This window comes from Pseudomonas sp. PSB18, assembly GCF_014596565.1.
Taxonomy (GTDB): Bacteria; Pseudomonadota; Gammaproteobacteria; order Pseudomonadales; family Pseudomonadaceae; genus Aquipseudomonas.
In genome coordinates, this window is record NZ_NOIN01000009.1 from 35127 (window position 1) to 49163 (window position 14037).

The 14037-nt window shown below is 59.3% G+C and carries 14 protein-coding genes; 5 read left to right on the forward strand and 9 right to left on the reverse strand.

Annotated elements, in window-relative coordinates; genetic code table 11:
* Positions 1–293: 293 nt before the first annotated feature.
* The 4 genes from CGA22_RS20430 to CGA22_RS20445 form a co-directional block, all read right to left on the reverse strand.
* Positions 294–4019 carry a calcium-binding protein gene (locus CGA22_RS20430; protein WP_156996873.1) on the reverse strand — a complete coding sequence of 1242 codons (3726 nt, stop codon included), beginning with the start codon at positions 4017–4019 and terminating at the stop codon, positions 294–296.
* A 96-nt stretch (positions 4020–4115) separates the two neighbouring features.
* A complete protein-coding gene (locus CGA22_RS20435; protein ID WP_041021557.1) occupies positions 4116–4745 on the reverse strand; it encodes a LysE family translocator in 630 nt (209 codons plus the stop codon).
* 62 nt (positions 4746–4807) lie between these two features.
* Entirely contained in the window at positions 4808–6157 is a 1350-nt protein-coding gene (locus tag CGA22_RS20440; protein WP_041021556.1) for an NCS2 family permease, read from the reverse strand.
* A 324-nt stretch (positions 6158–6481) separates the two neighbouring features.
* Entirely contained in the window at positions 6482–6928 is a 447-nt protein-coding gene (locus tag CGA22_RS20445; protein WP_041021555.1) for a MarR family winged helix-turn-helix transcriptional regulator, read from the reverse strand.
* Between the two features lie 82 nt (positions 6929–7010).
* On the opposite strand from CGA22_RS20445, the gene CGA22_RS20450 reads away from it, so the two are divergent.
* On the forward strand, positions 7011–8177 hold the full coding sequence (locus CGA22_RS20450; protein ID WP_041021554.1) for a PLP-dependent aminotransferase family protein: 1167 nt from the start codon (positions 7011–7013) through the stop codon (positions 8175–8177).
* A 134-nt stretch (positions 8178–8311) separates the two neighbouring features.
* On the opposite strand, the gene CGA22_RS20455 is transcribed toward CGA22_RS20450, so the two are convergent.
* Both CGA22_RS20455 and folE read right to left on the reverse strand, forming a co-directional pair.
* Positions 8312–8683 (reverse strand): glutathione S-transferase N-terminal domain-containing protein, encoded by a 372-nt coding sequence (locus CGA22_RS20455; protein ID WP_041021553.1) that lies wholly within the window; start codon positions 8681–8683, stop codon positions 8312–8314.
* Positions 8684–8786: 103 nt separating this feature from the next.
* Entirely contained in the window at positions 8787–9332 is a 546-nt protein-coding gene (gene folE, locus CGA22_RS20460; protein WP_010456659.1) for a GTP cyclohydrolase I FolE, read from the reverse strand.
* A gap of 475 nt (positions 9333–9807) precedes the next feature.
* Here folE and CGA22_RS20465 point away from each other — a divergent pair, with 475 nt between their 5' ends.
* The 3 genes from CGA22_RS20465 to CGA22_RS20475 are packed head-to-tail and all read left to right on the forward strand — an operon-like array spanning position 9808 to position 11134.
* Complete coding sequence (locus CGA22_RS20465) at positions 9808–10239, forward strand: SRPBCC family protein (RefSeq protein ID WP_156996871.1); 432 nt, start codon at positions 9808–9810, stop codon at positions 10237–10239.
* Positions 10236–10670 (forward strand): EVE domain-containing protein, encoded by a 435-nt coding sequence (locus CGA22_RS20470; protein ID WP_041021552.1) that lies wholly within the window; start codon positions 10236–10238, stop codon positions 10668–10670. Before CGA22_RS20465 ends, CGA22_RS20470 begins: the two co-directional genes overlap by 4 nt.
* Positions 10670–11134, forward strand: coding sequence for a MarR family winged helix-turn-helix transcriptional regulator (locus tag CGA22_RS20475; RefSeq protein WP_052126348.1), 465 nt, complete (start codon positions 10670–10672; stop codon positions 11132–11134). The genes CGA22_RS20470 and CGA22_RS20475 overlap by 1 nt, the downstream gene beginning before the upstream one ends.
* Positions 11135–11188: 54 nt before the next feature.
* Here the strand turns inward: CGA22_RS20475 and CGA22_RS20480 are convergent, their stop codons facing one another.
* The 3 genes from CGA22_RS20480 to CGA22_RS20490 all read right to left on the reverse strand — a co-directional run bounded on the left by CGA22_RS20480 (position 11189) and on the right by CGA22_RS20490 (position 12862).
* A complete protein-coding gene (locus tag CGA22_RS20480) occupies positions 11189–11746 on the reverse strand; it encodes a Smr/MutS family protein (protein ID WP_041021551.1) in 558 nt (185 codons plus the stop codon).
* Positions 11747–11820: 74 nt separating this feature from the next.
* A complete protein-coding gene (locus CGA22_RS20485; RefSeq protein ID WP_041021550.1) occupies positions 11821–12141 on the reverse strand; it encodes a hypothetical protein in 321 nt (106 codons plus the stop codon).
* Between the two features lie 130 nt (positions 12142–12271).
* Positions 12272–12862, reverse strand: coding sequence for a cysteine hydrolase family protein (locus CGA22_RS20490; protein ID WP_041021549.1), 591 nt, complete (start codon positions 12860–12862; stop codon positions 12272–12274).
* Between the two features lie 254 nt (positions 12863–13116).
* Here CGA22_RS20490 and prmB point away from each other — a divergent pair, with 254 nt between their 5' ends.
* Entirely contained in the window at positions 13117–14025 is a 909-nt protein-coding gene (prmB, locus tag CGA22_RS20495) for a 50S ribosomal protein L3 N(5)-glutamine methyltransferase (RefSeq protein WP_041021548.1), read from the forward strand.
* Positions 14026–14037: the final 12 nt, after the last annotated feature.

The following is a 14037-nucleotide window of genomic DNA, read 5'->3' on the forward strand; positions in this document are numbered from 1 at the left end:
CGACGGCGAGACGGATGCCTGGCCCGTTCCTTCCGTCCTGGTGGGACTCCTGGGCGAACCTTCCGGCGTTGTATCGCGACTGGTGCGGGATGTATCGGAGGAGGAAGTTGGGATATTGGGGCGGGTATTTTTTCTTGGACTCATTGGGTAGTTGGCTCTTGGATATCAATAATGAATATGACTTGAAGCTGAAGGCTGATCTTTGCCTTGAAGATGTTCTTGGAAAGTGCTCGCGCAGGTGCACTACATATATATTGCGTTTGAACTAAATATTGGGAAAACCCTGCATAAGACTATGCAGGGTTGGAAAGGACTTTGTCCGGTGAGAGCGTCCAATTCATATCAGGCATTCTTGCGGCAAATGTCGGGCCCAGAATGATTGCCTTTGCGAGCATCAACGACTTGCTCGGCGTTAAGTCCTCCACCAACTTGGTGCATTGTTCCCGCAATAAACGCAGTGCCTCATCGCCCAACGGGGGATGTTGACCGAGGCCTTCCCGGGCCACTTCCTGATAGATCTGGAGATGGTGGTTGCACAAGTTTGTTTTTCTAAGATCCAGCGCTGTAATGACGCGAGATTTATTTGTATCCAGGGTCCACTTGCGTGTCTTGAGGTGATAGCTCAAGGTGCCGGGAGTGCCATCCTTGACGGCAACATTGAAGACCCTCAATTGTTCGGACGACAACCTGGAAAGTTCCACGGGCAACGCTGCATCGGGGCCGAGCGTGGGCGCGAAATATCGGCCATCCAGTGCTTCTACATAAACGCTCTCGAACAAGCTGTCGACTGCATACACGACACCCTGTGCGGTGATAACGCGTATCTGGTCCACAAGGTCATCCACTTCATAAGCGGGAAGATGAATGACCGTTCCGCCGATTTGCAGCAGGTTGGAAGCCAGTTTGATCTCGACCTGGCCGAGGTGCGTAGCGTCGAATTCCCACAGGGAGGCCCGAGGTAATCGGGGGTTGGCGCTGGCCAGCGCGCCTGGCGTGGAGAGGCGTAGCGTCATGTTCGGGCCCAGGTGGACAAGGTAGGTGGAGCCTTGGCCAATCAGGACTTCGACCCCCGTTTGTACGGCGGCTGAAGTGAGCAGGGCGCAGGTCGCCCGGTTGCCCATGTAATAAGGCTTTTTATCCAAGGGCTGAAGATAGGCGTATTTCTTTTTTGTCGGCGTGAGTGGCAGTGGTATTTCCGCTTTCCATTTCACCGGATCCTTGTCGATGAACGTCCTGTCCAGTAACAGCCCATAGTCGGGGGTGGGTAGGGCCAGACGGTAGGATGAGCCGTCATTCGTGACCAGGATCACCGTATGATTCGGATCGAGGGCGGAAAATGCGCGTCGCCCCGTGGCGGTTTTTCGTGCGGTATAACGCTCATCGGAACTGGCGAGGTTGTTCAGGATGACCCGGCAGTTGCCAAAGTGCAGCGTCAGGTCACATTCACCATATTTCACCGTGTCCGATTCATCTCCCTGAATGACATAGGCGTTGTAATGGGCCTCGATCCGTGTCAATTCGGAGTGGATGTAGTCCAGGTGGAGTGTGGTGGAGTATTCACTTTTTTGTTTGACGCTGAGCGTGGTGAGTTCAACCAGACGGGAAACGTAATAGCTCGTATCTTTGTCGTGGGCGATCGATTGTTCGCTTCGATCGTTGAGGATGGCCGGGTTCCGTGGCGTTCCTTGTTGCACCATGACGGCTTCGATGGCGAGCGGGCGACCCTGCTCGAGACTGTCGGGCAGGTCGGGTACCCAATGAAAACCATCTTTTGTGATGAACGTCAGTTTGTTGTTTTGTAAGGATCGCGGATACGCAGTATCGCCGTAGACATTGTTGACGGTGACCTTGCGCACGTCCCAATCGTTTGAATCGAAGCGTGAAACCAGCACCAGGTTGCCTGCTTCAATGGCCCAGCTTTCAATCAGATCCGCTCGCCAGTCCAGTGCGATGACGCTGTTATCCACGCCGTCTTCAGTAATCGATACATGACCCGGTTTATGGGCGATGGCATAGACATCCTCGCCAGGGCCACCGGCGGCGTCGCGGTTATGACCCCCGAGGATGGAGATCTGGTCGTCTCCCGCGCCGGCCTCGATTGAATCGTTGCCACGGGATTTGATGATGTTCGGGCCGGCCGTACCTTTGATGACGCTGGCCCCGCCGTCGAGCAGTTCGACCTGTTCAATGCTCTCAAGGAGGGTAGGGCGATAGGCGCCGTTCGCTGTTCCATGAGGGGCCTGGATGATGACGCTGACTTGCCCGGCGGCCAGATCGACCTGATAACCCAATCGCGGCGTCTGACTGTCGCTGGCACCTCCCGCCAGGATCAGCGTGTCATTGCCTGCGCCCCCCATCAGGCGGTTAGGTCGGGACGCCCGGTTCCTGGCGACGATCTCGGGCGCCCCCTCGAAAATGAACACATCATCCTTCGCACCGCCGGTCAGTGCCTTGACGCCTGCCCCGTAACGGAAGACGTTTGGCTTGTTTTCAACGCCTAGAACGGTGTCGTTGCCGCCGCCGATGGACCAATGGATACCTTTGTGGTCGGCCGCCGTTCCAATGACTGCGCCGGGCGTCTCAGCCGTTACGCCGCTGCGCGCATCGATCCAGTCATCGCTGCCCTTGATCCGGGGACGCACGGAAGTTGCCTGATACCTTTCCCCGGTCCACCAACTCCGGGTGTTGTAGGTCACCCGTTGGAGTTCTACGGTGAACTTGCCGTTTACGATCGCTTCGGTGCTGTCTTTCAACGGTCCCTTGAGCAAGTTCAAGGCATTGGCCTGGAGTCGCTTCGTCTGTTCAGCGGTCGCCTTGGCGATGGTGTAGCGGTTCTGGATATCGTCATCGGGGCTGATCGTCCAGAAGGCGAACCAGCCCGTGCGGAGGCGCTCATGGACGGTGAGTTGGATGTAGTCGTCGATTTCATCGACTTGACGGATCGCGCCCCAGATCTGTGCACCGACCACCAGGATAAGCCCTGCGGCCAGGCCCGCAGGCCCCGCTGATGTAAACCCTGCCAGCGCCGCGACCCCAATGGTCACGGCCATGGCGGCACTGGTCACGCTCAAGGCAGCGTTGACATAGTGATCGGTGGCCTCGCGGCCGGTGGCGCCGGCGGCGGCCTTGAACGAGTCCACTGCGGCGACGATATCGAAAGGCAGTGTGAGCACGCTGGCAATCAGGCCGCTTCCCCGGGCCAGCCGGATGGCGAAGGTCGTTTTGGCAAAGTCCCCCAGGGAGCGCTGGCCGGCCTTGATCATCTGGGTGGCTTGGCGGGTGACCAGCGCTTCGACCCCGATGGACGCCACCTCGGCGGCCACGCTGGTCCCGTTGAACAGGGTCTGGTAGGCGTCCTTGTTCCGGATGGCGTCTTGCAGGCCTCGCAAGCCGCTGTAGATGCCGAAGGCCTGAAGCCCCAGGCCCGTGGGAATGAGCACCTGGCTCTTGGTCAGGTTGATCCAACTGGATGACCGCTGCACAAGTGCTTGGGTGTCGAGGTGCTGGGCCGCTTTCAAAAGCCTTTCAAGCGTGCTCCGATAACGGCTCGGCTCAGCCTGGGTTCCAGAGGGTTCCCGCAACAGTGATTGCGCGGTGCGTGACCGTTGGCTGGCCATTTCGAACAGCAACGTGGGCAGCCGATAGTCGTTTGCGTCGGCGGTGAGTCTTATACGGGTTTCGACATCACGGGCATTGAACTGCAGTGAGTTCAGGAAAAAGCGATTGGGAATGCGAAAAAAAGTGTTCTCGCCGTTGAGGGGCTGTCCATCGGTTGTTGCGCCGAGTGCATTCAGGGCTGAACGGGTGACGGCCACGGAGCCGATGTGGAACGGGCCGTAAAGTTTATCCACAACTTCAAGTTGCGCCTGTCGCTGCTTGAGTTCTGAACTGAGCTGCGATTGATCGGCAACTTCGAAATCGAGCGTTTCGGTTGTGTGCGCATTGGCGTGCAAACCTATATCCGTAATGACGATGCCATGTTCGGCAGAAACGGAGGGGGGCTGAATAACCTTGGCCATTGTGAACGTCCTTGTTCAACGATGATTAAATGGCCCTCTATGTAAGATGTTTTCCTGAACGGTGTATATCGATGGGTTGTTGCCTCGTTTTGCCACTCAGTGGGCGGACAATAAAGACGCCGCGCCTGCGCCCCCGAACAAGCCTGCACTGATGCGGTTGAACCAGCTCTGGCCTTTACCCGTACGCAGATACCGCGCCGCACCGTGGGCGCCGAGGCCATAGGCCAGCTTGCAGAGCAGGTCGAGGACGGTCCAGGTGGCGATCATGATCAGCAGTTGGGGCAGGAACGGTTGCCCGGCGCTCAGGAACTGCGGCAGGAAAGCGGCGAAGAACAGGATGTCTTTCGGGTTGCTGGCGCCCAGCACGAATGCCCGGCCAAACAGTGCGCGGAAGCGTGGGACGGCGGCGGCCTGGGGTACTTCGGCGCCTTGGGCGGGCTGTCGCGATTGCTGCCAGCTCTGCCAGGCCAGGTAGAACAGGTACAGCGCCCCGACGATCTTCAGGGCACTGAACAATTTCTCCGAGGCCAGCAGCAATGCCCCGAGTCCCAGCGCCGAGGCGCTCAACAAGCAGATCGAGGCGATCACCCCACCCAGGAATGCCGGATACGAGCGACGCAGGCCGTAGTTCAGGCTGTTGCCGATCATCAATAACGACAGGGGGCCGGGGATGAGAATCACCACCAGCGCGGCGCCACTGAACAACAGCCAGGTTTCCAGATTCATTGCTTTGCTCCTGATGTACAAAAGCCTCACCCGATGGGTGAGGCGGGTGGATACGGTGTCCCTTACAAGAAGATGAACTTGGCGATGAAGATCGCGCAGAGCACCCACAGGCTGACAGAAATTTCCTTGCGTTTACCGGTGCCGGCCTTGAGTACCACATAGGTGATGAAACCCAGTGCGATACCGTCGGCGACCGAAAAGGTCAGGGGCATCATGATCGCCGTGACGATGGCCGGAATGCTGTCGGTCGGCTCGTCCCATTCGATATGGGCCATGCCGCCCATCATCAGCATGGCGACGTAGATCAAGGCACCGGCGGTGGCGTAGGCCGGGATCATCCCGGCCAGTGGCGCGAAGAACATGGCGGCAATAAATAGCACGCCGACGGTCACTGCCGTAAGCCCCGTCCGGCCTCCCGCCGCGACACCGGCAGCACTTTCCACGTAGCTGGTCACCGGTGGCACGCCGACCATGGCGCCGAACACGCTGGAAGCGCTGTCGGCCTTCAGGGCGCGGGAGAGGTTCTCGATCCGGCCATCGGCCTTCACCAGCCCGGCACGCTGGGCCACGCCCATCAAGGTGCCGGCGGTGTCGAACATATGCACGAACAGGAAGGCCAGCACCACGCTGATCATGCTGACGTTGAACACGCCGGCTACATCCATCGCCATCCAGGTCGGTGCCAGGCTCGGTGGCGTCGACATCACACCATTGTATTGCACCAGGCCTAGGCCCCAGCCGGCCAGGGTCACGGCGATGATGCTGATCAGGATCGCGCCGAATACCCGGTGATAACTGAGCACGGCAATCATCAGGAAGCACACGGCGGCGAGCAGCGGGCCGGGTTCACGCAACGAGCCGAGCTTGATCAGGGTGGCGGGGCTGTCGACGATGATCCCGGCGGTCTTCAGGCCGATCAGTCCGAGGAACAGCCCGACCCCCGCACCCATGGCGAATCGCAGGCTCACCGGAATGCTGTTGAGCAGCCACTCACGAACCCGTGACAGGGTCAGGATCATGAACAACACGCCGGAAATGAACACTGCGCCCAACGCGGTTTCCCAGTTGTAGCCCATGGTGCCGACCACCGTGTAGGTGAAGAAGGCATTCAGGCCCATGCCCGGTGCCAGGCCCACCGGCCAGTTGGCGTACAGGCCCATCAACAGGCAACCCAGAGCGGCGGCGATGCAGGTGGCGACGAACGCCGCGCCGTGGTCGATGCCGGCATCGGCCATGATGTTGGGGTTGACGAAAATGATGTAGGCCATGGTGATGAAGGTCGTCAGGCCGGCGATCAGCTCGGTCTTCACCGTGGTGCCATGCACGCTGAGTTTGAAGATGCGCTCCAGCCAGCCACGGCTTGATGGCGGCGAGAGGTCCAGCGTCCGGGCTTCGGGTTTGCGGCTTTCCACAGCGAGTACTCCTCAACAGTTTTATTGTTATTTCCAGCGTCGCAGGCCTTGCGGGGGGAGGCTTGCGCGCCTTGAGGCAGGTAAGGCTGGCGAAGTAGTTGACCTGGTGGTCAGAAACTCGCACGAAGCGAATTATGCTTTTGTATACAAATAAAGCAAATAATGTTTTCTGTTTTGTGGACGAAATGTCCGGCGATAGGGATATATCGCCTGGGAGGGCGCTATCGCGGGCAAGCCTTGCTCCCACAGATAGGGATCATCTTGTGGGAGCAAGGCTTGCCCGCGATGGCGATAGCCCGAGCCATGCATGACTTGAGTTGGATCTCAGTCGACGGATACCTGACCCTTGCCCAACGCCATATTCACCGCCAACCACCCATTCACCGCCGCTTCCCCGGCCTCGGCAAACACCCGCTCCAGCAATTTCACCTGCTCGCGCCGCAACGCCTGTTCGAACCGCGCACCTTCTTCAGTCAACTCCAGCAGCCGCTTACGCTTGTCGGTCTCGGACGCGACGCTGTTGACCAGATGCATTTCCATCAATTGCCGCAAGGGCATGTTCAGGGCCTGCTTGGTGACGCCCAGCAGGGCCAGCAGCTCTTTCATACTGAGTGAGGGATACCGGGCGATGAAAAAAACGATGCGCTGGTGCACCCGGCTCAACCCACGACGCTCGAGCATTTCATCGGCCTTGGCGGTGAACGCCTGGTAGCCGAAGAAAAACGCTTCCATGGCCATTTGCTGGGAAGTCGGGTTTTTAAGGTCAAGCATATTGACGTATCCAGAAAGATCGGAGTAATTTCGGTCAATCAGTTTGACTCATTTCCCCAATGCCTCGCTACAGGTGGTCCTCATGGCTTTTTCCGAACGTGTCTCGCGCCTCAAAAGTTCTTTGATTCGAGAAATCCTCGCGGCGGCCCAACGCCCTGAGGTGATGTCGTTCGCCGGCGGTCTGCCCGCCGAAGCCATGCTGCCGAAAGTGGAGTGGGACTCCATGCCCCTGGCCATGGGCCAATACGGCATGAGCGAAGGGGAGCCGGCGCTGCGCGAAGCCTTGGCGGCGCAGGCACGGGCACTGGGCCTGGCTTGTGAGGCGAATCAGGTGCTGGTGGTCAGCGGCTCGCAGCAGACCCTCGACCTGGCGGCGAAGCTGTACATCGACGTCGGCACCGAGATCATGCTGGAGGCGCCGACCTACCTGGCGGCGCTGCAGATTTTCCAGCTGTTCGGCGCCAACTGCATCACGGTCCCCCTGCAGGCCGATGGCCCGGACCTGAAGCAGTTGCGGGCGCGTCTGGAACAGCATCGGCCGGCGTTCATCTACCTGATCCCCACGTTCCAGAACCCGTCGGCGGTGCGCTACAGCGAGGCCAAGCGCGACGCGGTGGCGGCCTTGCTGGATGAGTTCGGTGTGACCCTGATCGAAGACGAACCCTACCGCGAACTGACCTTCGACGGCGGCAGCGCCACGCCGATTGTCAGTCGCTTGAAGAAAGCCAGTTGGATCTACACCGGCACCGTGTCGAAAACCCTGCTGCCGGGGCTGCGGGTCGGTTACCTGATTGCCAGCCCTGACCTGTTCCCGCATCTGTTGCGGCTCAAGCAATCGGCGGATCTGCACACCAATCGCATCGGCCAATGGCAGGCGTTGCAGTGGATCGGCAGCGAGAAGTACCGCAGCCACCTCGGCGAGTTGAGGGATTTCTACCGGGAGCGTCGTGACCGCTTCCAGGCCGCGTTGCACACGCATTTTGCCGACATTGCGGACTGGAACATGCCTCAGGGCGGGCTGTTTTTCTGGTTGACCCTCAAGCAGCCGCTGGACACCCGCACGCTGCTCGCTGCCGCGCTGGAGGCAGATGTCGCGTTCATGCCGGGAGAGCCGTTCTTCCCCGAGCCGGACCGGCACCTGGGGCACTTGCGGCTGAACTTCAGCCACATCGATCCGGCGCGGCTGGATGAAGGGCTGAGGCGGTTGGCGGGGGTGGTGCGGGCGGCGTTGGCTGCCGAGGCGGCGTGAGGCGGTGGGGCTTGTGGTGAGCGGGCCGGCGCTATCGCGAGCAGGCTCGCTCCCACAATGGATCTTCAGTACTCACAGAACCCCTGTGGGAGCGAGCCTGCTCGCGATGGGGCCCTTACATTCCCCCAAAACCATCAGACCGCCGAAAACCGCTTTTCCAGGTAATCAATGATCACCTTGGACTCATACATCCAGGTGGTCTGGCCATTCTCTTCGATACGCAGGCACGGCACCTTGATCCGTCCACCTTGCTCCAGCAGCACCTGGCGATCCTGTTCGTTGTTCTTCGCATCGCGCAGGGCCACCGGTACGTTGAGGCGGCGCAGGGTGCGGCGGGTTTTCACGCAGAACGGGCAGGCGTGGAATTGATACAGCGTCAGGCTGCGGGCGGCCTGGTCGACCTGCGCCTGGGCATCGGCCGGGCGTTTTTTCTTGCCGGGACGGGTGATGAAGTCGATGAAAATGATCAGTTGGCCCAAACCAACTCGAAGCGCTTTGACGATCACGGTATAAGCCTCGCGGCAGGGAAGAAGAGGGCGCGCAGCTTACCTGATTTTTCACGGGCGAAAAAAAACCGGCGATCAATGCCGGTTTTTCTCGAACGACAGGTTACTTGATGAGGCTGAGGAACTCGCTGCGGGTCGCGGCGTTTTCACGGAACTCACCGAGCATCACCGAGGTGATCATCGAAGAGTTCTGCTTTTCCACACCGCGCATCATCATGCACATGTGCTTGGCCTCGATCACCACCGCCACGCCCAGGGCACCAGTGACCTGCTGGACCGCGTCGGCGATCTGGCGGCTGAGGTTTTCCTGGATCTGCAGGCGACGCGCATACATGTCGACGATCCGCGCGACCTTCGACAGCCCCAGTACCTTGCCGCTCGGGATGTAGGCGACATGGGCCTTGCCGATGAACGGCAGCAGGTGGTGCTCGCACAACGAGTACAACTCGATGTCCTTGACCAGCACCATTTCGCTGTTGTCGGAGCTGAACAAGGCACCGTTGGTGACTTCTTCGAGGGTCTGTTCATAACCACGGCAGAGGTACTGCATGGCCTTGGCAGCGCGCTTGGGCGTGTCGAGCAGGCCCTCGCGGGAAACGTCCTCGCCCAGTTGGCCGAGAATCGCGGTGTAATTCTGTTCCAGTGTCACAGAGGCTGATTCCATAAGGGTTTCAGGAGGGTACTTGTTCTGTCTGTACCAATTTTGTATCAATCAAGCTGTTTTCGAGTTTCCCGAGTTCGCTCCAGTCGGTGCTGGAGTTGATCCGTCGGGCACAGGTCGAAGCAACATTCGAGCGCCATAACCAGCTGAATAGCGATGCAGGCTCATACCCGCCATGGGGCACATGGTAGCGTATGTGTGCCGGTAGTTGTATTGCCGGCCGGTGCTATTCATCCAATCTCATCGGTGGTGAGGCTTTACCTGGCTGCGGGCTCACCGGTCTGTTTGGATCGGGTTTTTCTGACCGAGCGTCTCGTGTCGTCAATTCGCTTCGGCATCATCCCAAGGCGTAACCACCAGCTTGGCCAGTGCGACAGCGTAGTGACTTCCTTTTGCGTGATACACGATTGACGATGGTTGTATGCGTGCATACTATAAGTCAACTTACTAAAAGGAGGCCGACATGCCCAACCCCATGCACGCCACTGCTTCATATACTCACGAAACCCGTGCATCTGCAGCTGCAATCTGGGCGCTTTTCGAAGCTGTTCCCCGATGGAAAGATTGGAACGCAGGTGTCCATTTATGCACGCTCCACGGTTCTTTCATTGAGGGTACATGGATGACAATGGTGCTGCCTGACCAAGAGGTCATCCAGTCTCAGTTGGTAGAAGTCAATAAACCAAACGGATTCACTGATGAGACTGTACTTGGTAGCACCACTATTCGCGTCAGGCATGAAATCACTCCGCTCCTGAATGGCAATCACTCTATCGTCTATTCGATTGATGTCGTGGGAGAGGATGCAGAGGAGATCTGCACGCAAGTGTCTTGTGATTTCTCTGAAGTCCTGCGGGCACTGGCAGCCCGCGCAGAAAGTGAGACGGGCGTATGAGCCAGGCGTGGCTGGGTGTCGTATCTCGGTCGCACGTCTGGCGAGGCATGGAGGGCGGCTTTGCACAGGTCTGTCATGGCAAAAAGGAGCCGCTGCGCAAGATGAGCAAGGGTGATATTTTTGTTTATTACTCCCCGAATATAGAAGTGCAGGGGGCGCCGCTGAAAGCCTTCACCGCCATTGGGAAAATTGAGGACGATGAGGTTTTCGAATTCGACATGGGCGCAGGGTTCGTGCCGTTTCGTCGTCGGGTTCGATATGCCAAGGCAAAAGAAGTCGCTCTGGACCTCGTGCGTGGAGAACTGGACCTCTGTGTTCCGCCAAACTGGGGCATTGTGCTAAGGCGCGGACTGATCCCATTGACCGACAAAGATACCTGCACAATTGCTTGCGCGATGGGTGTTGACCTGCTGGAACTGAGGCGTAATTGATGAAGTCGAAACCGCTGCCAACCCTCCATAGCGGACCGTCAGATAGTCCAGGTTTTTTGCTCTGGCGCATCTCCAACACCTGGCAGCGTGAGCAGCGCGCCGCATTACAGCAGCTGGGTCTTACCCATACCCAGTTTGTCATGCTTGCAGTCGCAACGTGGTTTGCCTCACAAGAGCCGCTCACCCAGGCACGCCTGTCGCAATTGACTGGCAGCGACCCGATGACCACCTCTCAAGTGGTCAGAACGCTTCTTAAAAATGGGCTGTTTGTGAGAGACGTACATCCTACTGACACGCGAGCCAAGATTATTTCAGTTTCCGAAGCCGGTCGTGATCTGGCACACAAGGCAATTGTCATCGTGGAGGAAGTTGATCGTAAATTTTTTGGATCTCTAGGCGAGCAGCAGTCCAGCCTGGTCCTCCTTTTCCGACAACTGCTCGATAAGACATCATCGACGCAATAGAGAGAGAAAAGGGGGCGTTGGCGGACACGGCGCTGCAAGCTCGGCAATCGAAGGCTACTCGTCGCGGCCTTCCATCATGGTGCGCTTGAGCATCACGTACACCGCCCCGGCGCCACCGTGTTTCGCCTGGCAGGAGGTGAAGCCCAGCACTTGCGGGTGCTGGCGCAGCCAGGTGTTGACGTGGCTCTTGATCATCGGCCGCTTGCCGTCCAGTCGCACGGCCTTGCCGTGGGTGACGCGCACACAGCGGATTTCGAATTTCGTGGCTTCGGCGAGGAAGGCCCAGAGGGTTTCCCGGGCTTTTTCGACGCTCATGCCATGCAGGTCGAGGCTGCCTTCGAAGGGGATCTGGCCGACCTTCAGCTTGCGCATCTGGCTTTCCTGGACGCCGTCGCGCGCCCACATCAACTCGTCTTCGGGACCGACGTCGATCACGAACTGATCGGACAATCCGTCCACGGTCGTGGCATCGGCGCGCACGGTGGCGGCTTGGCGCAGCTTGGCGATCTGTGCGCGATCGGCTTTGGGTTTGCCAGTGTCGGCGCGATCGTGTTTGATCGGTTTAACGCCCTGGATCGCACTTTTGAACAGGGAAAAATCGTCGTCTTGCATGTCAGCCTCCGCGAAGGCCGGCCAGTTTACCCAAGTCCAGTGGGATCGGGCGCGACAAAACGTCGGATGGCGGGTCAGTCGTGCTTTTTCATCAGGTGCGGAGCCATGGCCAGCTCCAGGGATTGGCGGGCGCGACGGCGGCAGCGGCGCCAGAGCCAGACACCCAGCCACAGGACCAGAAGGCCCACGGCCAGAATGATCGCCGAGCCGAGCGGGGTGGCATTCAAGTCGCCCATTGCGGGCGGGCGGCCCAACAGGCTGGCGGCACCGGCCATGGCCAGCAGGACGCCGAGTGTTGCCAGGAGCGCCGCGATGGCCGCGCCAAAACGAAACCGCCAGTTGCTCGGGCCCTTGGGCCGCAAGCGACGTGCGTCAAAACCATCGGATAACTTCATTCCGACCTTCCTCAGTGGGTATCGGCCCTTCGACCGGAAGATGTTCGGGTTGTTCCTGAGGCTAGGGCAATTGCGGCTAATGAGAGTCTTTTGCGGATGAGCGGCGGACGCGGCCGCTCATCGAGGGCAATCAGATCAAGTCGTGGGTCAGGGCCAGGGTGGCGAAGTTGTCCGCCATGATCGCCATTTCGGTCTGGTGTACATGTTCGGCGCTCAGGACGCCGCCCTTGTGCGGCAGGTCGCGGGTGGCGCAGGCGTCTTCCACCAGGGTGCAGCGAAAACCCAGGTTCTTGGCGGCGCGCACGGTGGTGCTGACACTGGAATGGCTCATGAAACCGCAGACGATCAGGTCCAGGGGTCCAAACTCTTCCAGGCGCTTTTTCAATTCGGTGCCATGGAAGGCGCTGGGCAGCAACTTGCCGATGACGGTTTCGTCACCCTGGGGTTCGAGGCCTGGAATGAATTCCCCACGTTCGCCCTGTGGATCGAACAGCCCGCCATGGGTGCCCAGGTGACGCACATGCACGATCGGCCGGCCGGCGGCACGGGCCGCGCCGAGCAATTGCCTGATGTTCGCAACCGCTGCATCCATGCCACTCAGGGCCAGGGGGCCGGCGAGGTATTCTTTCTGGGCATCGATGATGATCAGGGTCGCTTGGCTCAGGTTGGCCGCCGCGTAACCACGGCCGCTGAGTTGAAACATCGTTTTTGGAACGGACATTCTGGGGCTCCTTCGGGTGGGGCTTTTGCGACATTGTCCTCTGGCTGAGCGGTTCTGTGAATCGCTTCCATCGCAAGTGCCGTCGTTGCTGGCCTACAGCCTTGTCAAGATGCCTGTCCTGTTCAATGGGTGGCGCAAAAAACGGAAGGGTCCTACGCCTGCTCCGGCGTTTTTCAGTCGTCCTTGAGGCACGTTTGGGTGGGGGCGCGTTTGGCTGTTAGACTCGCCAGTCGTTTTTTCTGGAGTTTGCCGCCGTGATCACTTCCCGTCTTCGTACCCTGCGCGACCATATCCGTTGGGCCGTCAGCCGTTTCCATGGGGAGGATCTGTTTTTCGGCCACGGCACCGACAATGCGTGGGATGAAGCCCGCCAACTGGTGTTGGGCGCGTTGCACCTGCCTTGGGAAATGGCCGACAGCTACCTGGATTGCAGCCTGGAAGACGACGAGCTGGTCCATGTGCAGCGCTTGCTGCAACGGCGCATCGCGGAGCGTATCCCGGCGGCCTACCTGTTGGGTGAGGCCTGGTTCTGCGGGATGTCGTTCATTGTCGACGAGCGTGTGCTCATTCCGCGCTCGCCCATCGGTGAGTTGATCGAAAAACGTTTCGAACCCTGGTTGGCCCAGACACCGGCGCGGATCCTCGACCTGTGCACCGGTTCCGGTTGCATCGGTATCGCCTGTGCCTATGAGTTTCCCGAAGCCGAAGTAGTGCTGGCCGACCTGTCGTTCGAAGCGCTGGAAGTGGCCAACCAGAACATCGAGCGCCACGGCGTCGATGAGCGGGTGTTCACCGTCCAGGGCGATGGTTTCGAGGGGCTGCCGGGGCAGCGTTTCGACTTGATCGTGTCGAACCCTCCCTACGTCGATGCGGAAGATTTCGCTGACATGCCCCAGGAATACCAGCATGAGCCGGAGTTGGGCCTGGCCTGCGGCGATGACGGTTTGAACCTGGTTCGCCGGATGCTGGCCGAGGCGGCCGATCATCTGACCGAGAAGGGGTTGCTGATTGTCGAGGTGGGCAACAGCCAGGTTCATGTCGAGGCGTTGTATCCCGAAGTCGATTTCGCCTGGCTGGATTTCGAACGCGGCGGGCATGGCGTGTTCATGCTCAGCGCCGAGCAGTGCCGCCAGCATCAGGGCTTGTTCGCTTCGCGGGTTTGAATCTATTTGAGG

Bases quoted from the DNA above. Each gene is read 5' to 3' on its own strand.
- CGA22_RS20450 (WP_041021554.1), top strand. From the start codon at position 7,011: ATGGCTTTTTCCGAACGTGTCTCGCGCCTCAAAAGTTCTTTGATTCGA.
- CGA22_RS20435 (WP_041021557.1), bottom strand. From the start codon at position 4,745: ATGAATCTGGAAACCTGGCTGTTGTTCAGTGGCGCCGCGCTGGTGGTG.
- CGA22_RS20430 (WP_156996873.1), bottom strand. From the start codon at position 4,019: ATGGCCAAGGTTATTCAGCCCCCCTCCGTTTCTGCCGAACATGGCATC.
- CGA22_RS20465 (WP_156996871.1), top strand. From the start codon at position 9,808: ATGCCCAACCCCATGCACGCCACTGCTTCATATACTCACGAAACCCGT.
- CGA22_RS20485 (WP_041021550.1), bottom strand. From the start codon at position 12,141: ATGAAGTTATCCGATGGTTTTGACGCACGTCGCTTGCGGCCCAAGGGC.
- CGA22_RS20490 (WP_041021549.1), bottom strand. From the start codon at position 12,862: ATGTCCGTTCCAAAAACGATGTTTCAACTCAGCGGCCGTGGTTACGCG.
- CGA22_RS20480 (WP_041021551.1), bottom strand. From the start codon at position 11,746: ATGCAAGACGACGATTTTTCCCTGTTCAAAAGTGCGATCCAGGGCGTT.
- CGA22_RS20445 (WP_041021555.1), bottom strand. From the start codon at position 6,928: ATGCTTGACCTTAAAAACCCGACTTCCCAGCAAATGGCCATGGAAGCG.
- CGA22_RS20470 (WP_041021552.1), top strand. From the start codon at position 10,236: ATGAGCCAGGCGTGGCTGGGTGTCGTATCTCGGTCGCACGTCTGGCGA.
- CGA22_RS20475 (WP_052126348.1), top strand. From the start codon at position 10,670: ATGAAGTCGAAACCGCTGCCAACCCTCCATAGCGGACCGTCAGATAGT.